We start from the raw sequence: 18,560 nt of genomic DNA on the forward strand, positions 1-18,560 counted from the left end.
TTCCTCTTTTCTTTAGTGTGTTTTCAGCCCCCACTAAAAACGTTCATATATCCGATAGGTTCCCGCTCACCCCCTTAAATGATTAAATCAATTTAAATATCTAGGCATGTACTTTAAGCTGCGCCTGGTCCTCAATGAAATCATCGACGGATGCATCCTTGTGTTCATCAAAGTATACACAGATTTGCTGGCCGTAGATACATTCTATGTTGATATCCATCTCGTATATATCTTCGAGAATTTCCTTACGGATTACCTCGTCTTTACTTCCACTGATAGCGACCTCACCATTTTTCATTGCTACGATATTATCCGAATAACATGAAGCAAAGTTGATATCGTGTATCACAATGATGATGGTTTTATTACGTTCCCTCACTAACCTTCTCAGTATTTGCATAATCTGCACAGAATGCTTCATATCGAGATTGTTGAGTGGTTCGTCTAGGAATATATACTCAGTATCTTGAGCAATCGTCATGGCAATATAGACCCGCTGTCTTTGACCCCCTGATAGTTCATCAATATAGCGCTCTTCAAACTGCTCAAGCTCCATATAGCTAATTGCTTCGTCGATGATTTCATGGTCTTTTTGCGTAAGCCTGCCTTTAGAATATGGAAAGCGACCAAAGCTGATTAGTTCACGAACAGTAATCTTTAGATCCAGATTGTTTGATTGCTTTAAAATAGCAATTTTCTTCGCGAGTTTATCACTTGGTGCTTGAAGTATATTTTCTCCTTCAAGTAGCACGTCTCCACTGTCCTGATCAAGTAATCGTGTCACCATGGATAGCAAGGTACTCTTTCCGGCACCGTTTGGTCCAATAAAGGAGGTAACCTTTCCCTTCGCTATTGATACCGATACGTCGTTAACAACCTTCTTTTGGCCATAGATTTTTGAGATACTTTTAAGATCTATCATCTTCGACTCTCCTTAAGCATTAATATGATGAAATATACTCCGCCTACTAGGTTTATGATGACGCTAATTTCGATCGCTTGTTTAAATACGTATTGCGTCAGCATCTGACCGACGAGCAATGTGATCATTGATATGAGTGTACTACCTATAAGCAGATAGCGATGTTTAAACGTTCTGAATATCTGATGTGCCAGATTGACGACAAGCAGACCGAGAAACATGATCGGTCCGACCAGAGCGGTCGAGACAGACACGAGAACTGCGATAATTAGTAGCAATTGGGACACTTTTCTATCATAGTTGATTCCTAAGTTTACTGCATGATCCCTACCTAGGGCAATTACGTCGAGAGAATGGAAATCTCTTAAAACAATGATCAGCAGCAATAGTACAATGGCGCCAGTAATCCAAATCAATGATTCGTTAATCGCATTGAATGAGGCGAACATGGAGCTTTGTAGAATCAAAAAATCGTCGGGATTGATTAACATCTGCATAAATGATGAAAGACTGCTGAAGAAAGTACCAAGTATGATTCCAATAAGCAACAACAGAAATACGTGACTGCCGGTAAGTTTAAATAAATACTTGAAAACGAGTACTGTGAATGCCACAAGAGCAACCATACTGATGATATAGTTGATGAAACCATTCGTCAGAAGAAATGATTGGGCCCCTACAAGAAATACGATGAGTGTCTGTATGAAAAGGTAGACTGAATCTAGTCCCATTATGGAAGGTGTCAGAATACGATTTTTTGTGATTGTTTGAAATATTACTGTTGAAACTGCGATTGCTGTTCCGACAATGAGCATTGTGGCTACCCGATTGAGACGAGAAGGCAACTGATAATACAATATATCGAAATTAAGCTGGTAGAGTACATAAAACCCACCAATTAATAGCGTAACGATGGTCAGGATAAGCAGCAGCCGGTTATTCTTTTTATCAAGCATTCGACTTCACTCTCCTGAATATCATAATCAGGAAGATGAAACTTCCGACGACTCCTATCATCAAGCCAATTGATATCTCGTATGGGAAGATAATTAGACGACCCAAAACATCACATATCATAACAAAAATGGCCCCAAGCACTGCAGTAAGAAGAATTGTATTCTTCAAATGATCTCCACGAAATATTGATATAATATTCGGAATAATTAGCCCGAGGAATGGCAGCATACCAACAGTGACCACAACGAGCGCCGTGATTACTGCTGTAATCAGCAACCCGATATTGATAACACGCTTATAGTTCAATCCAAGGTTCTTCGAGAAATCTTCTCCCATGCCTGCAATTGTGAATTGGTTGGCATACAGCAGACCAATAATCAGAAAGGGAATGCTTATATATAGAACTTCGTAGCGTCCCGATATGATAATTGAGAAATCACCTTGCATCCAACTTGAGAGAGACTGTACAGAGTTTGTTCTTAGACTGAGGAATGTTGCTACACTCGATACGACATTACCGAGCATCAATCCGATGAGCGGAACAAATACAACGTCTTTAAATTGTACACGCTGGATGATCTGCATGAAAAGAAGTGTGCCTGCCAGACTCAATGCTGAAGCAAACAGCAGTTTTACAAGCAAATTAGCTGTTGGGAAGAACATTAAAGCAAGTAAAATGCCTAAACGTGCCCAATCCATGGTACCTGCTGTTGTTGGTGAGACGAATTTATTTCTCGTTAACTGTTGCATAATTAACCCACACACACTAAGAGAAGCACCTGCAATGATAATCGCAACAGTTCTTGGAAATCGACTTTCAATGATAATATTTTTTTGATTCTCACTAAGGTTCAAAAGGTCTTTTGGAGAAACCTCAACAACCCCTACAAACATTGAGATGATGGATAACACAATCAATAATACAATCATGATGTCCAGCCTGAAAAGTTTATGTATCATATTGATCCACCTTAATTGATAATGATTATCAGTGATAATCATACCTCCAATTATACATGCCATGCTTATTTTTTCAAGAGAATAAAAGAATAATTCAAAAAAACGCCACCTGATAATGTTCAGCTGGCATTTTTCCTCTTAATTTATGATAATAGTGTTGCCATTTGGTATTTCTTCCGATTCTGTCAGAATTGCCATAACTTTATCGATTGCTTGCAGATTATTACGTTCTGGCGATTCACCATCGCCGAATGGCGGACGATAGCTTAATGCATAGACATCTACATCTTCCTTACTCAGCTCAGCTGCAGTAGAATGGGTCAATGCTTCGATTGCACCTGTGACTGTATAGTACAGGTTTCTTTCGAATACATCATCAAATGATGGGCCGATGACGTTGATAATCTTAGCATCACGACCGTCCTTTAACAATGGCCTTAGCGTACGAATACCCAAGTATGTTCCCCATACATGCTCATACATCACCTTATTGAATTCATCAAAAGAAACATCGTAGACAGAACGGTTTTCTGTAAATATAGTATGTACGAGAATGATACCATTTAGTGTACTGTGATCTCGCTCGATTTCTTCTACAGTCGCTAACCAGTCGATTTCTTTAGACTGCTCCAAAAGAACCACTTTGTGGCTTCCCTCCGAACTGCTCTGGATTGCCTCCAGAAGGGTGTCCAGTTCCACATGTTCAGTACCTGCCAGAATGACATTTGCACCTTGCTGTGCCAAATGCATGGAGAGTTCCTTTCCTAGCGCTGTCACAGCATTCGATACAATATAAGTTTTAGCCTGTAGATTCATGTTTTCCTCCTGATTCGGCTTCCAGTTTCTATATATATTGTAAACCCTACAGAGCTTCATTACAATAATCAGAAGGAAAGGTGGTTTATTCTATAGTGATCTCACTCTGCGGCATGGTATGGAGTTGGAATGCATCGACGTGGGAGATGACAGTATATGTTCCTGCCTCATCGAATGTATGCTCGATTGTATAGTTGCCATTCTCATCATGATCTGCTTCAATCATTTGAAGGCTATCTTCATCCTGTAGGACTTCGAACATTACACTGTCCGCATCCGGAACATTTTCTCCATTCGAGTGGACATGCGCGGTAAACTCGACTGCTTCACCTATTCCTGCCGTCTCTGGGACCTCAAGATCGACTTCTAGGGATCTCACCTCGTCTTCGCTTGGATGGTCATGATGCATCTCTACAGTGTCTTCCTCACTGCCGCAGCCCCCGATTATACCTAGTGTCAGAACAGCTGCAGGTAATAGCAATTTCAACTTCACATAATCCTCTCCTTTTCTTCATATATAAAATCATAGCATGAAAGTGTATCTGCTGAATTTTTGTTTGATGACGGTTGTTTGAAGTAATTATGTCAAATCCATGGCAAAACAAAAAGCCGGTTGGAACCGACTTTTTACCTCTAGCGTATTTTTTTCATGAGGTTAGCCATCTCTACAGCTCCAAGAGCAGTTTCAGCACCCTTATTCCCAGCTTTTGTTCCCGCACGCTCTATCGCCTGTTCGATATTTTCAGTTGTAATAATTCCAAACATAACAGGTATGCCTGTCTGCATCCCAGCTTGAGAAATACCTTTCGCCGCTTCGTTGCATACATAATCGTAGTGTGTCGTGCTGCCACGGATGACGCACCCGAGAGCAACGACCGCGTCGTAGTTGCCGGATTCGGCTAACGTTTTCGCTGCTAGTGGAACTTCAAAGGCACCTGGTACATAGACGAGATCTATATCATCTGTATTTACATCGTGACTGACAAGTGCGCCTTCGGCACCTGAAACGAGCTGGGAGGTGATGAAGTCATTGAACCTCCCTGCGACAATCGCTATTTTAAGGTCTGTTCCAATCATTTTTGTATCTATTCTATTCATATCTATTCCTCCTAGAGCATGTGTCCGAGTTTGTCTTTTTTCGTTTTCAAATAATCTTTATTGCTGATATTGGCTTTAATGATATGACTTTGGCGATTCACTTTAATACCTTCCGCTTCAAGCCCCTTAATTTTCCTCGGGTTGTTGCTGAGTAGCGTTACTTCGTGAAGACCTAGCTGATGCAGCATTTCGGCCGCTACATCATACTTCCTCAAGTCCGCATCGAAACCTAGATGTTCGTTTGCGCTGACAGTATCATATCCCTGCTCAATCAATTCGTATGCTTTGAGCTTGTTCATCAGTCCGATGCCACGGCCTTCCTGACGCATATAGAGGATTACACCATTCTGTTCACTGATGATGCGCATCGCTCGATCTAATTGTTCTCCACAATCACAGCGCTGGCTATGAAAAACGTCGCCGGTTAAACACTCTGAGTGGATTCTGACTATGGCATTCTGTGCAAGATTTCCATGTACGAGCGCAAGATGCTCCTTACCTGTATCGTTGTCGACAAATCCGTACATTTTGAATCTACCATAATCCGTCGGTAGCTGGATGGTACTTTCGAGAGTAACACCGGAGTGCTTTTTCATATGCTTCCTAAGGTCTTCTATCGTAATCATTTTAAGACCATGATTCTTCTGGTAGCTCTTAAGATCATCGAGCCTTGCCATTGTCCCATCGTCATTCATGATTTCACATATCACCCCGACCGGTGAAGCCCCGGCAAGACGTGCCAGGTCTGTTGCTGCTTCAGTATGACCCATGCGCTCCAGCATACCGCCCTTTTTCGAAAGAAGGGGGAACACATGACCTGGTGCATTAAAGTCTGCCGGTTTGGTATCCTTTGCTGTCAGTGCTTGTATTGTCGCATGTCGCTCATGGGCACTAATTCCGGTCGTCGTTGATACATGATCGATGGAAGTCGTAAAGGCGGTGCCATGCGGATCACTATTTTTGTTTACCATCGGGCTAAGTCCTGCCCTTTCAGCGATTTCGGTAGTTACGGGCGTACAGATTAATCCACGTCCATGTGTTGCCATGAAGTTCACTTCATCTGCACTAATATACTCAGCAATACCTACCAAGTCCCCTTCATTTTCACGATGTTCATCATCTACTACAATGACGAGTTTTCCTTGCTTTAAATCTGCCACAGCAGACTCGACCGTATCAAACATCTTGCCCCCTCCTTCCGGCAATTGAGTTGCTGACCGTTGCATCGGAGAAGTTGAGCAAGTGTGCTACATGCTTCATCAGCATATCCGCTTCGATATTAACTCTATCACCGATATTTTTACTGGAGAGTGTTGTCCGTTCTTGCGTTTCCGGTATCAAGTTCAAAACAATCTCCGAAGCTTTCATGTCTACATCAAACAGAGTTAGGCTAATACCGTCGATAGTTACAGATCCTTTTTCTACCATATACTTCATCAGCAAATCTGGGCATGTAATATACATGACGATGGCACTGCCATCATTGTCAACCCGCACGATTTTACCCGTTCCGTCCACGTGACCGGAAACAAGATGACCACCAAGGCGACTATTCAATGTCAGCGCGCGCTCCAAATTAACATGCATGCCGTCACTTACTTCATCCAGACTGGTCACTCGTTTCGTTTCGTTGACCATCTCCACTGTAAATGCCTCTTCAGTCAGACCAGTGACCGTCAGACACGTTCCATTGACACTAACTGAATCCCCAAGATTCAAATCATCAAATATACCTGTAGTAATTTTGAAGACTGTGTGTGCTTGTGTAGCCTGTACTTCCTCCACTATTCCAATCTGTTCAATAATACCTGTAAACATAGTGCTCAAGCCTTTCCATAAGTTAATTTAAGATCCGACCCGAGCTTTTCAACATCAATCAATTCAAGATGGACGCTCTCTTCCATGGAAGAGAACTGCTCCTTATATAGTGTATGCCTCGACTCACCGAATATTTTCGGGGCAATATAAATTAATATCCGGTCATACAATTGCTGCTTTATAAATGACGTCAGTATTGTGGACCCTCCTTCTACAAATAAAGAAGAAATACCTTGCGCATAAAGATCCTCAAGAATGGCATCGAGTGGCCATTCGCCAATCCTGATATCGTAATTCTCACTGTATTTCAAGTTTGCTTCGTTCGTCGTGTAGATGATTGCCCGTTTGGGATGGCGCAGAATCATTTGATCGTCAGACAGTTCTCCGTGGCCGAGTAGTATTACCGGAACTGGAGAGTCTCCCCCACCTTCAATTCGCGCAGTCAGTTTTGGGTCATCATGTAGAAGCGTTCCACCACCGACTAGTATGGCATCATGCTGATGCCGTTCATTATGAACATCAGAACGTGCCGCCTCGCCAGTAATCCAACTACTTGTCCCGTCGTCAAGCGCAAGTCTACCATCTAGGCTAGTGGCACATTTCAACGTTACATTTGGTCGCTTGGATACAAGATGCTTGAAGAAAGGTGCGTAAAAACGGTCGATGATTGCATCCGGCGTATGTGCTACGTGTATGCCTGAATCAAGGAGTACCTGATGTCCACTTACTTTCGGATTGAGATCTTTTGCTGCATAGAAAACTCTACTGATGCCAACCTCGATAATTGCTTCTGTACACGGTGGTGTTTTACCGTAATGGGAGCATGGCTCCAGAGTGACATAGATATCTGCTCCCTCCGTACTCTCGCTGCAACTGGCAATTGCCTGACGCTCAGCATGCGGTTTGCCATAGCCCAGGTGCGCGCCCATCCCAATTACTTTTCCTTCTTTTACTATAACGGCACCGACCGCGGGATTTTTTCCTGTTTGGCCCGCAGTCATACGTGCCAATTCGAACGCCATACTCATATATCGATTCAAGTTTTTCCCTCCTGAATATAAAAAGCGCCGATGAAAGAACTCATCATCGGCGCTTAAAAATATATGCAGAAATAAGCATTGCTAGTCAATGCTGAATAAACCTACTTTTTTAGATAAATCGGACAGACTTATCTCCTAGTATGTTCTGCAATTCTTTCTCCCATCCAGACTCTTACTGTCGGCTCCAGAATTTCCACTGGATCAGCCATACCATCAGAAGATGATACAGGTCGCGGGCTTGCCGTATGGCCTACCGCCGGTTGGGAATTCCACCCTGCCCCGAAAGAATGATTGTATTCAGTTGAAAAACTCTAACTCAATCATATGCCATTCATATGAATTGTCAAGACAATTGCTTCGTTACGATAGCATATAAAAAACCCAGCACCTGATCGGAGCTGGGTTAAGGATTTCCTATTTCACTTCGTCAAAGAGGAAGTCTTCATCTTGGATTGGCGCGACGTTGAGTGCAATGACGTAGCCATCTCCCTTAACACTGAAGAAGTCATGGTTCTTCGTTGTCGTATCCAATGCATTTTCAATAATTGGATTGAATGCCTTCTCCTCAAAATAAGGATCAAATCCGAGGTTTGCCAACGCTTTGTTTGCATTGTACTGGACGTAATTGAGTACGTCTTCCGTCAGACCTAAGTTATCGTAAAGAGATTTCGTATAGAGTGCTTCATTATTATACAATGCCTTCATCAGTTCGTACATCTCTTTATCTGCACGCGCTTGCTCTTCAGCAGAGAGTTCGGCCCTTAGAGATTGTGCGTCAAGACCGGTGAACACACCGTGGATGGACTCATCGAGAAGAATCTTTCTGATGACTTCTCCACTTGTCGTCATTCTGCCCTGACCCGCTAGGTACAATGGATAATAGAAGCCAGAATAGAATAGGAAAGACTCTAGAAAGACACTGGCAACACGCGCCATATACTGATCATAGATAGTAGCTTCTTTACCGAACAGTTTATGGTAGTACTGTACAATCTTATCCGATTTGTATTTCAAGTGCTCGTTTTCAATGACCCACTTGTCTAGAAGTTCATCAGTCTCCCTAGATGAAAGGAGAGTTGAGAAGATGTGCGAATAAGATTTTGCGTGAATCTGCTCCATCATTCCCATAAAGGAGTAGACCGCCTTTTTTCGGAGATCTTTAGTATGCAGCATGATGAGTGGCATACCATCATCTGCTTGGTGAGTATCGAGTCCTGTTAGGCCTGCCAATACTTTCTTGAATGTATCTTTCTCATCCTCTGTTAGGCCAGACCAGGAACTGAGATCTTTTGAGACCTTAAATTCCGATTCCACCCACATCTGCGAGATGTTCTGACGCCAAAAGACATTTGTCATATCGTCCTCTTTATTCCAGTTTACTGCAATCATGTTATGACTCCTTTGTTTTCGCTCAATTGATTATACGGAACAGCTTGTACATTCTTCTACACTAAGCAGTTTGTTCCTTGTGTAGTAGAGGGATTTCAACCCTTTGTGATGAGCGTAAATATATAGTTTAGCGAGCTCTCTTGTAGAGATATCGGAATTCACATACAGAATGGTACTGATGCCCTGGTCTATATGCTGCTGTATTGTTGCAATCATATCGATGATTTTCATCTGATCGGTGTTGAACGCACTCTTATAGAACCACATTGTCTCAGGGGAGAGGAATGGCATCGGGTAGAACGTCTCGGAGTTTCCATAAGTCCTACGCTCGATGGAATCTACAATCGGCATAACAGAGCTTGTAGCATTCTGTACGTAAGAGATGCTCTGTGTCGGTGCAATTGCCAGACGGTAGGCATGGAATAGTCCATGCTCCTTGACCTCTTCGGCCAGCGCTTTCCAATCCTGACGTGTTGGTACGTGAATATCTGCGAAAAGAGCCGCGACCTTGTCTGACTTCGGCTCCACTACTTCTGAGATATAGCGCTCAAAGTATTTGCCTGATGCATATTCGGACTTGTCGAAATCCTGGAATGTTCTGCCACGCTCTTTAGCAATCATCATTGATTTTTCAAGAGAGTAGAAGTTGAGTAGCATGAAAAATACATTTGCGAAATCTCTTGCTTCCTCGGACTCATAACTGATCTTGTTCTTTGCGAGATAGCCATGGAGGTTCATTGCACCAAGACCGACAGAGTGCAGCTCGTCATTCGCTTTTTTGACACCTGGCGCATTGGCGATTGCTGTGGAATCACTGACGACAGTCAGCGCTTCGATACCATCGTGGACGGATTCGCGAACTTTTCCTGAGTCCATGACATTCGCAATGTTCAATGACCCAAGGTTACATGAGATATCACGACGAATGACATCGTCCGTACCGTAATCATTGATTGTGGAGGTTTCTTGAAGCTGGAAGATTTCAGTACATAGGTTGCTGATCTTGATCTGACCGATATCCTTCAGTGGATGGACCTTATTCGCATTGTCCTTGAACATGATGTATGGATATCCAGATTGCAATTGCGTTTGGGCAATCGTATTCAGCATCTCACGTGCATCCATTTTACGCTTTTTAACTTTATCGTTGGCTACGAGTTCGTCGTACATTTCATCCAGATTCATATCATCCAATGGTTGACCATATTCACGCTCTACAGTGTGTGGCGCAAAGAGGTAGAAAGGATCATTGTTTTTTGCCAGGTCGAAGAACTTGGACGGGACGACCAGTCCTGTTGAAATTGTTGCCAGGCGAAGATCCTCATCCGCGTTGACCTTTTTCGTATCCAGAAATTCAGGCAAGTCATAATGGAAGATGTTCAAGTAGACCGCACCGGCACCAGGTCGCTGACCCAGTTGATCGGCATAGCCGAATCCACCTTCAAGTGCTTTTGCTACTGGAAGTACGCCTTTGGCCACGCCTTCGATACCTTTAATCGCTTCTCCGCGGGCACGTAGCTTAGATAGGTTGATGGCTACACCCCCGCCAATCTTGGAGAGCTGCTTTGCTGTGGAATCGATGTAGTTAATGGAATTTAGACTATCATCTACTTCGAGTAGGAAGCAAGAGACCATCTCTCCACGTCTTGCACGCCCGGCATTGAGGAATGTTGGTGTGGCAGGCTGATAACGTTGCTCAATCATAGAGATGATGAAACGCTTCGCCTGCTCCTTATTTCCTCTCGCCAGATAGAGGCTGACGATGACAACATGCTGCTTGTAGTCTTCAAGATACTGCTTCTTATCATTGGTCTTCAATGTGTAGTCCTTGAAGAACTTACTCGCAGCCATGTAGCTTTTGAATTGGAAAGGAATGCTCTCGGCATACTCCGAGATCTCCATGACGTCCGCTTCGGAATACTCTTCAAACAGGTTATAGTAGAAGTCGTTGTCCACCAGGTAATGGATACGTTCCAATTCAGTGTCGAAATGGATTGTCTTTTCCTGGACTTCCTCCATAAATACTTCTAGTGCTTCTTGATCTTTATGAAGCTGATAGAAACCTGTATCGTCCCGTTTCGTCACTTCGTTGTTCAGTTCAATATGATTGTATTTTTTCTCGTCCAATACTTTCATGTACAGCCCCTGCCTTTTCAATGAATTCTTCTCTATCTTTTTTGTTACCATGGAGCTCAAATTTCATCAGCAATGGTACTCCGTAATCATTGCTGACATGTTCTCCTGCACGTGCAAAATTCTGTCCCCAGTTTCGGTTTCCACTAGAAGCAACTGCAAGTAAACAGTCACTATTCACTTCAAGGAAGGATTTCACTTCATCTGGGACACCCCCGAAACCGTACGTACCTGTGACAAGTATAAATGGTTCCTGAATGCGCTCACGGCAATTGCCCGCCTGGATTTCATAAGTATCGTACTGCTCAGCCACCCCGGAATTGGCGATGAAACGTCTCACATTTCCAGTCATGGAATAGAATGCTATCAGCATACCATCCCCCCTTTGTCCTTACTCTGGCAAAATAAAATAATCGAACTTACGTCCGACAATCGTCAACCTTACCTTATTTTCTTTACACCTTTACCAGGAGAATTAAACACTATATGTTGTATCTCGTTAAAATTTCGCACACAACATATATGATTTACTCGTCTAATGATGCCATAATCATCCATAATTATCAATGGCATAAATAGACATTTCATTGGGAATAATGTCACTTAAATAGACCCGAAGTCCCATCATATGTATGTTATACTATATCGAAAATTGTTTTGATTTTTTTTGTTTAAAATTGTACCCGGACGTAACTATGAAATAAAATGTAGGCCGGAAAATAAATAAAGAATACGGAGTGTCAGTTACATGAACAATACACTAAAAGGCATCATCGCCCTTCTCATATCCTCTCTCGGATTTAGCCTTATGGCATTACTCGTAAAATACAGCGGTGATTTGCCAACAGTCCAAAAAGCTTTCTTCAGAAATTTCGTAGCGATGCTCGTCGCCCTCTCTTTTGCATTGTACTACAGAACAAAACTTTTTGGTCGCAGAGAGAATCAAGGACTTCTGATCTTGCGTTCTGCACTCGGCGTCTCGGGTGTTCTCCTGAATTTCTTCGCCATCGACCGTATGGTGCTGAGCGATGCAGACATTCTGAACAAACTGAGCCCCTTCTTCACCATCATACTCTGTGCCATCTTTTTAAAAGAATATATACGTAGGTATCAGATGATTGCGATTATCATTGCGTTCATCGGCGCGATATTCATCATTAAACCTTCCTTTTCAAGTGAGACGTTCTATGCGCTCGTAGGAGTACTCGGTGCACTTTTCGCGGCTGGAGCCTATACTGTACTCAGAGTACTTGGTAGTCGTGAGAAGTTTTATACCGTCGTTTTCTATTTTTCCTTCTTTTCATCAGTTGTGCTTTTGCCATTATTCATATGGCAATATGAACCGATGACGATGGCTCAGTTCTGGATACTTGTATTGGCTGGGCTATGTGCAGCATTCGGTCAATTTGGTCTGACCATCGCTTATAGTTATGCACCTGCTCGCGAGATTTCCATATTCTTTTACTCCACGATACTTTATACAGCAATCTTCAGTATTGTTTTCTTTGGCGAATTTCCCGATATGCTGTCAATTCTAGGATATGTCATTATCTTTTCTGCAGGATTTTATATGTTCATGAGAAATAAACCATCGAAGCAAGAAAGTACGTCTTGAGCATCAATATAAGCCGGCTGTTTGGCCGGCTTCTTCTATTCCGTTTCCGCCATCTGCGCCTTATACTCGAGGATGGTGTCTAGAAAATACGGGCAGTAGTGCTTGAGCTTATAATTACCTACACCCTGTATAAGCACCATATCCTGTTTTGTTTCCGGCACTTTCTTAGCAAATTCCCTGAGTACATTATCAGTGAAAATATTCTCCGGCTGGGTGTCGTATTTTATGGCAAGCCGGCATCGTGTATTGGCGAGTTTTTCGTACAATATCTCATTCGGCGAGCTTGCCGTACTGATGTCGACCTTTTCATTGAAATATCTCCTAAAAGGGACCGTATACAACTTCACACGGTGATTCAGCACTTTATGGCTCATCTCAACAATATGGAGCTGATCCGCCTTCATGTGGAGATAGCCTCTGTAAACGAGCTCTTCAATGATGTGGTTGATTTCACTTGTCAGATAGTTCTCCATGGTGCCGAAAGCACCCAGTGTATCCAGCTGGAAAGCCAGTACATTTTCAGCGGTCTCTCCCCTAAGTATCTGGATCGCCTGCTCCTTAGTCACAGGCACTTCACTTTGTGCGACAAGGTTCAGCACGAGACCTGCTTCCATCGTCATATCGTAGCTACGGTTGGCACTCAAACAGTTCGAACACTTCCCGCATTCCACCACATATTCATCTGAATCGAAATATTTTGTGATGAAGCTACTCAGACATTTAGTCGTGCGGTTATACTGGATCATACGATCGAGTTTCGCACGCATATGATCCTTGTACTGCTCCGTCGAGTTTGAACGGTCGATGAAAAACTGATGTAGATTAACATCCCGTGGGCTTGACAGCAGGATGCATTCACTCACTTTGCCATCCCGCCCTGCGCGGCCAATCTCCTGGTAATAGCTTTCTAAATCTCCAGGCAGATTGTGATGTATGATAAAGCGGATGTCCGGTTTATCGATTCCCATACCAAAAGCATTGGTTGCGACCGCAATATCCACTTCGCCTGTAGTAAAAAGACGCTGGTTGAGATTCCGTTCTTCTTTGCCGAGGCCGCCATGGTAGATAACGTTACGGATATCGTGCTCCTCGAGGTGCAGAGAAATCTTCTCCACCTCAGCACGCGTTGCTGCATAGACAATTCCTGGCGATCCTGGACGGCTTTTTATATATGATTCTATGAATTGTTCCCGCTGATAAGTCGGATCGACATTTAGATGTAAGTTCTCACGTGCCACGCTAGTGGTGAAGACATGCGGACGGTCGATGGTCAGAAGATCTTGGATGTTCTCTTGTACTTCTTCTGTAGCTGTTGCTGTCAACCCAACTGTAACTGCATCTGGTACGAGCTGTTTCAACACAGGAATGATGTTTTGGTAACTCGGCCTGAAGTCATGCCCCCACTTCGAGATACAGTGCGCCTCATCAAACGCAATCAGTGATATATCAAGTCGCTTAATCAGCTGGTTGAAGTCGTCATTATTGAAGCGCTCTGGCGCCACATAAAGAAACTGATATCGACCTGCCTCAAGATTTCCCATGACAGTATCAATCTCTTTCTTTTTCAATGTCGAATTCAAATAGGCCGCAGGAATATCCTGTGCGTTTAGCGTCCCTACTTGATCACGCATAAGAGAGATCAGAGGGGAGATGACGAGTGTGAGTCCCTCAAGCTTCAGTCCAGGCACTTGAAAACAGAGCGACTTCCCCGATCCTGTCGGTAGGACCCCCAGCGTATTATGGCCTTTTAAAACCGATTCTATAATTTCTTTCTGCTTAGGCCTGAAATTTTCAAATCCAAAATACTGTTTTAAAATTTTTTCCATATCGAAACCAATCCCACCGTTCACTAGTCGCTATCGTTCCTCTATTTCTGATATATCATTATACCGTATTTTACATTAAATTTGTTGCCCACTCCTAATTTTTAAGGGTAAAAATAAAAATTCCGAGGCAAAAGCCCCGGAATTAAAAAATACTACATCTTCTCTTTGATCAATTCTTTCGACAATTTATAGTCGATAGCTTTAAACAAGCTCTTCTTCCAGAGATGGTGCGCATAAAGATTGGCATGTGCATCGTCCGCTTCGATGCACTTGAAGCGAATTTTCGAACCCGAACGTTTCTGGACGAGCTTATGCATATGATAAGACGGAATAGTGCCGACATGGGAGGCTGTCGTATATGCATTGAAATCGTTGAGTGCAAGTACGGGCTGTCCATCGGCAATATAGACACCACCCTTGATTCCTGGATGTTCAACATCAGTGTCTGGGATTTCAATTGCCTCACCTTCAAGGTACAAAGCAATACGATATTTTTCGTTTCTTACTGTATACTCCCTAGCTTCTATGGCCTCATAGACATCATCCGATACGTCAGGGCGTTTAACAAGGTGGTACGTATCTGACATGTAGACTTCGACGAGCGCATATGTATCTACACCCCAGCTTACTTCGTGCTGTTGCTTCAGCATGTTGAATAGCTCGTCGTGTTGTGCAGTGTAGTTTCTACACATTATAACCTCATCTCCTGATGAGAGTATGTTCGAGCCCTCAACTTTTATGCCTCCTGCAACAGCCAGATAGACTCTATTCCCTCTGGTCGATTCACCAAAGACAAGTTCATCTCCACGATCGAAAAGATAAATTCTATTTACATAAATTCGACGGTCCCCAGATTGGGCTTTGAATTCCGCTCCGGAGAAGGCGGCAATTGTCGGCTCAGTGAACTTTAGGACCCCCGGACGCAGTGTCATTTCAATAGTCGGCTGGTCGGGATCGTTACCGACCAATTGATTCGCAAGCTGATGCGCCAAGCGATCGCAAGCTCCGTTGTATTCATTACCTTTAGCTGAATCTTCACGGTCCAACGTTTGCAGAATTGTCAGTAGCCCACTTTCTTGAATGATTACACTCATATTGAAAACTCCATTCCTGTGAGAAATTTTCTGACTTCCTCTATGACAACATCACTAGGTTCTATAGTGTTGTGTTCCTCCATCACCTTGACCGGTGAATAGTAGAAGGTGAGTGTGTTCCCAGTTGTAGTCATATCCAGCAGATAAATATGACTACCATTCTGAAAAGACTGTTTGAGATCTTCACGCCTGGCAGGGCTGAGTGGCTCCTGCTGCTGGTATGTGACATGACAGTCTCCATTAGCAAAAATCATGAGTTTTTCCTCCTATAAACTTCTCCTAGTTATCGTTGTAGAAAATGGCCAGCTCCTGTGCGGCGAAATCGGTAATGCCACTAATGATGAACTGAACAACGATGATTGCAGCGATGACACCGACGAAAGCAAACAGCACACCGACGATCTTTACATCATTTTCGATGAGATAGCTCACTACGAAGTGCGTGAACATCACAATCGCAATTACCAGTACTATTAAAAAAAGTGTTAGCATGCGTTCACCTCAAAATATTTAGATCGATTTCAGCCTGACTCAGACCGCTGATCGTTTTATCTCATGTATCACTTCTGCGTTAACGCGCACGTGACATCATGGAATGCGTCCGGTATTACAACCGGCCGCGTGATGGTATCCATTATAATACAAAATGGCCCGGAAATCATTGATGTACTGTATAAAATGATTACAGTCCGCTACAACACTCTGTCTGCATCCACATTCCACCATGTTACCACTTGATATTTGTTAAATAAAATCAAATATACTCTATATGACGGATGAAAAAAATATTTCAGTCCTGTAGAATGTCTATAGATACTTTTTTCGGAAACCGAAATAAATATACCGGTTTAAAAACAATACTCAGTAAGAAGGTTGAAATTACATGTCGGAACAAAATCAGAAGATCTGGACTAAGGACTTTATTCTCATCGTCATCGTCAACTTCTTCATATTCACTGCCTTTCAAATGACCCTTCCCACACTGCCACTCTTCGTCCAGGAAATCGGAGCAAGCGATCGTTGGATCGGTATCGTCGTCGGTATCTTCACATTTTCTGCCTTGCTTATCAGACCGAGCGCAGGAAAACTTTTGGATACGAAAGGACGCGCACCGATATTCCTGACGGGTCTGATCATCTTCGTCGTATCCATGTTTTCGCTCGCCGCTAGTTTTACCATCTTTATGCTCCTGATGGTCAGAATCATGCAAGGAGTAGGATGGGGTCTCTCAAGTACATCCTCCGGCACCATCGCAACAGATCTAGTGCCAAAGAGACGTCGCGGGGAGGGGCTTGGTTATTATGGCTTAAGCGGTAATATCGCACTGGCATTTGGGCCTGCACTCGGTTTGTTTCTCGTAAATCACATTTCATTCACGATGCTTTTCTCTATATGTGGCATACTCGGTGCTCTGGCACTCATACTGGCAGCGAATATCCAGTATGAAAAACCGAGTAAAGATATACCTACTAAAAAAAAGAATACCTATGTACCGCATTTTGATATCGTCGAGAAACGTGCTGTGCCAGCGGCATCCCTACTCTTTTTCATTACAGTTACATTCGGTGGTATCGCAACATTCCTTCCTGTGTACACATACCAGCAAGGATTCGACTCCACTTACATCCAGTTTTACTTCGTTATATACGCAGCCTTTCTGATGCTCTCACGCCTCCTTGCCGGGAGACTTTACGATAGAAAGGGGATTGCGATCGTATTCATTCCAGGCTCGCTGTCAATCATCATAGCCATGCTCATGCTAGGCTTTCTGCCAAGCCCTACCTATCTGTTCATCGCCGCGGCGCTCTATGGCTTTGGATTCGGTTGTGTACAACCGGCACTTCAAGCATGGGCAGTCAACCGCGTTGAAAATAATAGACGCGGCATGGCCAACGCCACATTCTTTTCCGCCTTCGATCTCGGGGTCGGTCTCGGCGCAATCAGTTACGGTTTCGTAGCGGAAGCATTCGGTTATAGCACCATCTATTTCACAAGTGCAGCCAGTGTAACAGTTGCCCTTATAATATTCCTCTTCATCATGCAAAAACATAAAAAAGAACAGGCTTTTTAACAAAAATACAATAATATTGTTTAGAGTTTTCAGCCCGTGGGTATCCATTCTAGTAGAACGAAGTATTGTTTTCTTACTAAAACAAACATACGAACACACAAGGAGGAATCATCCATGGGTTGGATTATCACATTGATTGTAGGCGGCATTATTGGTTGGCTCGCCGGACTTATTCTAGGTAAAGACGTACCATTCGGTATTATTGGAAATATCATTGCTGGACTTGTCGGCGCTTCTATTGCAAATGCGCTTGGACTAAGCTTTGGTCCTGAAGTTGGCGGCGTGAGCATCATTGGTGGTTTACTTGGTGCAATCATTCTTATACTGATTGTTTCATTCATCATGAAAGCACTCGGTCGCGGCACAAGAGCATAAGTGCAATTTAGATTAAACCCCTCGTAACATGAGTTTACGAGGGGTTTTTCTCTGTCTTTTTTTCTTCTGTATCCTGTATAAGCCAGCGAGACGCTCTGTCATCCTCCAGTCGACCTTTCTCACGCTCTGCCTTCATCCGGTCGAGCTCCAATTGCATCTGCTTATTTTCAATCAGGAAATTCTCCTGTCTGATCTGTTCAAGTGCTTTTTCTTCTTGTATCTTTCTGATCTCAAGCTTCTGCTGCTTTTGCTTATGACTGATGTTAATGGCATAAAGTGGGATAGAGAAGAACAGAACTACCGGAACTGTCGCAATAAGAAATTCAAAGATACCCATATGGACACCACCCTCATTTGTTATGTATAGTTTAGCATAACAAACGTTTTTTTTTGCATAATTTAGGAAAGATGAAATGAAATATGGGAAAGTAAAGGACACTTCAATA

21 protein-coding genes and 1 riboswitch are annotated in these 18,560 nt (G+C 43.1%); of the genes, 4 read left to right on the plus strand and 17 right to left on the minus strand.

From position 1 onward, the window contains the following. Positions 1–100: 100 nt before the first annotated feature. From ACFOJ8_RS09860 to nrdI, 12 genes are all read right to left on the minus strand, one after another. On the minus strand, positions 101–922 hold the full coding sequence (locus ACFOJ8_RS09860; RefSeq protein ID WP_380656599.1) for an iron ABC transporter ATP-binding protein: 822 nt from the start codon (positions 920–922) through the stop codon (positions 101–103). Then, positions 919–1,878 (minus strand): iron chelate uptake ABC transporter family permease subunit, encoded by a 960-nt coding sequence (locus ACFOJ8_RS09865; RefSeq protein WP_380656602.1) that lies wholly within the window; start codon positions 1,876–1,878, stop codon positions 919–921. Before ACFOJ8_RS09865 ends, ACFOJ8_RS09860 begins: the two co-directional genes overlap by 4 nt. After that, on the minus strand, positions 1,871–2,839 hold the full coding sequence (locus tag ACFOJ8_RS09870) for an ABC transporter permease (protein WP_380656604.1): 969 nt from the start codon (positions 2,837–2,839) through the stop codon (positions 1,871–1,873). Before ACFOJ8_RS09870 ends, ACFOJ8_RS09865 begins: the two co-directional genes overlap by 8 nt. 138 nt (positions 2,840–2,977) lie before the next feature. After that, positions 2,978–3,655 carry an SDR family NAD(P)-dependent oxidoreductase gene (locus tag ACFOJ8_RS09875; protein WP_380656607.1) on the minus strand — a complete coding sequence of 226 codons (678 nt, stop codon included), beginning with the start codon at positions 3,653–3,655 and terminating at the stop codon, positions 2,978–2,980. An 85-nt stretch (positions 3,656–3,740) separates the two neighbouring features. Continuing rightward, positions 3,741–4,148, minus strand: a complete 408-nt coding sequence (locus tag ACFOJ8_RS09880) for a FixH family protein (RefSeq protein WP_380656610.1) — start codon at positions 4,146–4,148, stop codon at positions 3,741–3,743. 140 nt (positions 4,149–4,288) lie between these two features. Further along, a complete protein-coding gene (gene ribH / locus ACFOJ8_RS09885; protein ID WP_380656612.1) occupies positions 4,289–4,753 on the minus strand; it encodes a 6,7-dimethyl-8-ribityllumazine synthase in 465 nt (154 codons plus the stop codon). An 11-nt stretch (positions 4,754–4,764) separates the two neighbouring features. Further along, on the minus strand, positions 4,765–5,937 hold the full coding sequence (gene ribA, locus ACFOJ8_RS09890; RefSeq protein WP_380656614.1) for a GTP cyclohydrolase II: 1,173 nt from the start codon (positions 5,935–5,937) through the stop codon (positions 4,765–4,767). After that, a complete protein-coding gene (locus ACFOJ8_RS09895) occupies positions 5,930–6,571 on the minus strand; it encodes a riboflavin synthase (RefSeq protein ID WP_380656620.1) in 642 nt (213 codons plus the stop codon). The genes ribA and ACFOJ8_RS09895 overlap by 8 nt, the downstream gene beginning before the upstream one ends. 5 nt (positions 6,572–6,576) lie before the next feature. Beyond that, a complete protein-coding gene (gene ribD / locus ACFOJ8_RS09900) occupies positions 6,577–7,611 on the minus strand; it encodes a bifunctional diaminohydroxyphosphoribosylaminopyrimidine deaminase/5-amino-6-(5-phosphoribosylamino)uracil reductase RibD (protein WP_380656622.1) in 1,035 nt (344 codons plus the stop codon). Between the two features lie 148 nt (positions 7,612–7,759). Next, a riboswitch (FMN riboswitch) is annotated at positions 7,760–7,902 on the minus strand. Positions 7,903–8,025: 123 nt separating this feature from the next. Next, complete coding sequence (nrdF, locus tag ACFOJ8_RS09905; protein WP_380656625.1) at positions 8,026–9,000, minus strand: class 1b ribonucleoside-diphosphate reductase subunit beta; 975 nt, start codon at positions 8,998–9,000, stop codon at positions 8,026–8,028. A 30-nt stretch (positions 9,001–9,030) separates the two neighbouring features. Continuing rightward, positions 9,031–11,136 (minus strand): class 1b ribonucleoside-diphosphate reductase subunit alpha, encoded by a 2,106-nt coding sequence (gene nrdE, locus ACFOJ8_RS09910; RefSeq protein ID WP_380656627.1) that lies wholly within the window; start codon positions 11,134–11,136, stop codon positions 9,031–9,033. Further along, positions 11,099–11,506 carry a class Ib ribonucleoside-diphosphate reductase assembly flavoprotein NrdI gene (nrdI, locus tag ACFOJ8_RS09915; RefSeq protein ID WP_380656630.1) on the minus strand — a complete coding sequence of 136 codons (408 nt, stop codon included), beginning with the start codon at positions 11,504–11,506 and terminating at the stop codon, positions 11,099–11,101. Before nrdI ends, nrdE begins: the two co-directional genes overlap by 38 nt. Before the next feature lie 375 nt (positions 11,507–11,881). On the opposite strand from nrdI, the gene ACFOJ8_RS09920 reads away from it, so the two are divergent. Then, the gene (locus ACFOJ8_RS09920; RefSeq protein ID WP_380656633.1) at positions 11,882–12,748 is read left to right on the plus strand and encodes a DMT family transporter; all 867 of its coding nucleotides are present in this window, start codon (positions 11,882–11,884) and stop codon (positions 12,746–12,748) included. Between the two features lie 35 nt (positions 12,749–12,783). Here ACFOJ8_RS09920 and recQ read toward each other — a convergent pair whose 3' ends face one another. From recQ to ACFOJ8_RS09940, 4 genes are all read right to left on the minus strand, one after another. Continuing rightward, complete coding sequence (gene recQ / locus ACFOJ8_RS09925; RefSeq protein WP_380656635.1) at positions 12,784–14,574, minus strand: DNA helicase RecQ; 1,791 nt, start codon at positions 14,572–14,574, stop codon at positions 12,784–12,786. Positions 14,575–14,726: 152 nt separating this feature from the next. After that, a complete protein-coding gene (locus ACFOJ8_RS09930; protein ID WP_380656638.1) occupies positions 14,727–15,668 on the minus strand; it encodes a hypothetical protein in 942 nt (313 codons plus the stop codon). Beyond that, positions 15,665–15,922 (minus strand): hypothetical protein, encoded by a 258-nt coding sequence (locus ACFOJ8_RS09935; protein WP_380656641.1) that lies wholly within the window; start codon positions 15,920–15,922, stop codon positions 15,665–15,667. Before ACFOJ8_RS09935 ends, ACFOJ8_RS09930 begins: the two co-directional genes overlap by 4 nt. Before the next feature lie 25 nt (positions 15,923–15,947). Beyond that, positions 15,948–16,160, minus strand: coding sequence for a hypothetical protein (locus ACFOJ8_RS09940; protein ID WP_380656644.1), 213 nt, complete (start codon positions 16,158–16,160; stop codon positions 15,948–15,950). A gap of 63 nt (positions 16,161–16,223) precedes the next feature. Between ACFOJ8_RS09940 and ACFOJ8_RS09945 the strand changes: the two genes are divergently transcribed. The 3 genes from ACFOJ8_RS09945 to ACFOJ8_RS09955 all read left to right on the plus strand — a co-directional run bounded on the left by ACFOJ8_RS09945 (position 16,224) and on the right by ACFOJ8_RS09955 (position 18,114). After that, complete coding sequence (locus ACFOJ8_RS09945; protein WP_380659920.1) at positions 16,224–16,406, plus strand: hypothetical protein; 183 nt, start codon at positions 16,224–16,226, stop codon at positions 16,404–16,406. Between the two features lie 145 nt (positions 16,407–16,551). Further along, a complete protein-coding gene (locus ACFOJ8_RS09950; protein WP_380656647.1) occupies positions 16,552–17,739 on the plus strand; it encodes an MFS transporter in 1,188 nt (395 codons plus the stop codon). 114 nt (positions 17,740–17,853) lie between these two features. Beyond that, entirely contained in the window at positions 17,854–18,114 is a 261-nt protein-coding gene (locus ACFOJ8_RS09955; RefSeq protein ID WP_380656650.1) for a GlsB/YeaQ/YmgE family stress response membrane protein, read from the plus strand. Between the two features lie 34 nt (positions 18,115–18,148). Here the strand turns inward: ACFOJ8_RS09955 and ACFOJ8_RS09960 are convergent, their stop codons facing one another. Next, complete coding sequence (locus ACFOJ8_RS09960) at positions 18,149–18,451, minus strand: hypothetical protein (RefSeq protein ID WP_380656653.1); 303 nt, start codon at positions 18,449–18,451, stop codon at positions 18,149–18,151. Positions 18,452–18,560: the final 109 nt, after the last annotated feature.

Source organism: Salinicoccus sesuvii, from assembly GCF_042648145.1.
GTDB lineage: Bacteria > Bacillota > Bacilli > Staphylococcales > Salinicoccaceae > Salinicoccus > Salinicoccus sesuvii.

Bases quoted from the DNA above. Each gene is read 5' to 3' on its own strand.
- nrdE (WP_380656627.1), bottom strand. From the start codon at position 11,136: ATGAAAGTATTGGACGAGAAAAAATACAATCATATTGAACTGAACAAC.
- ACFOJ8_RS09875 (WP_380656607.1), bottom strand. From the start codon at position 3,655: ATGAATCTACAGGCTAAAACTTATATTGTATCGAATGCTGTGACAGCG.
- ACFOJ8_RS09930 (WP_380656638.1), bottom strand. From the start codon at position 15,668: ATGAGTGTAATCATTCAAGAAAGTGGGCTACTGACAATTCTGCAAACG.
- ACFOJ8_RS09870 (WP_380656604.1), bottom strand. From the start codon at position 2,839: ATGATACATAAACTTTTCAGGCTGGACATCATGATTGTATTATTGATT.
- ACFOJ8_RS09920 (WP_380656633.1), top strand. From the start codon at position 11,882: ATGAACAATACACTAAAAGGCATCATCGCCCTTCTCATATCCTCTCTC.
- ribA (WP_380656614.1), bottom strand. From the start codon at position 5,937: ATGTTTGATACGGTCGAGTCTGCTGTGGCAGATTTAAAGCAAGGAAAA.
- ACFOJ8_RS09955 (WP_380656650.1), top strand. From the start codon at position 17,854: ATGGGTTGGATTATCACATTGATTGTAGGCGGCATTATTGGTTGGCTC.
- ACFOJ8_RS09940 (WP_380656644.1), bottom strand. From the start codon at position 16,160: ATGCTAACACTTTTTTTAATAGTACTGGTAATTGCGATTGTGATGTTC.
- ACFOJ8_RS09960 (WP_380656653.1), bottom strand. From the start codon at position 18,451: ATGGGTATCTTTGAATTTCTTATTGCGACAGTTCCGGTAGTTCTGTTC.
- ACFOJ8_RS09860 (WP_380656599.1), bottom strand. From the start codon at position 922: ATGATAGATCTTAAAAGTATCTCAAAAATCTATGGCCAAAAGAAGGTT.
- ACFOJ8_RS09865 (WP_380656602.1), bottom strand. From the start codon at position 1,878: ATGCTTGATAAAAAGAATAACCGGCTGCTGCTTATCCTGACCATCGTT.
- ribH (WP_380656612.1), bottom strand. From the start codon at position 4,753: ATGAATAGAATAGATACAAAAATGATTGGAACAGACCTTAAAATAGCG.
- ACFOJ8_RS09895 (WP_380656620.1), bottom strand. From the start codon at position 6,571: ATGTTTACAGGTATTATTGAACAGATTGGAATAGTGGAGGAAGTACAG.
- nrdF (WP_380656625.1), bottom strand. From the start codon at position 9,000: ATGATTGCAGTAAACTGGAATAAAGAGGACGATATGACAAATGTCTTT.
- ACFOJ8_RS09935 (WP_380656641.1), bottom strand. From the start codon at position 15,922: ATGATTTTTGCTAATGGAGACTGTCATGTCACATACCAGCAGCAGGAG.
- ACFOJ8_RS09945 (WP_380659920.1), top strand. From the start codon at position 16,224: ATGTATCACTTCTGCGTTAACGCGCACGTGACATCATGGAATGCGTCC.
- nrdI (WP_380656630.1), bottom strand. From the start codon at position 11,506: ATGCTGATAGCATTCTATTCCATGACTGGAAATGTGAGACGTTTCATC.
- ACFOJ8_RS09950 (WP_380656647.1), top strand. From the start codon at position 16,552: ATGTCGGAACAAAATCAGAAGATCTGGACTAAGGACTTTATTCTCATC.
- recQ (WP_380656635.1), bottom strand. From the start codon at position 14,574: ATGGAAAAAATTTTAAAACAGTATTTTGGATTTGAAAATTTCAGGCCT.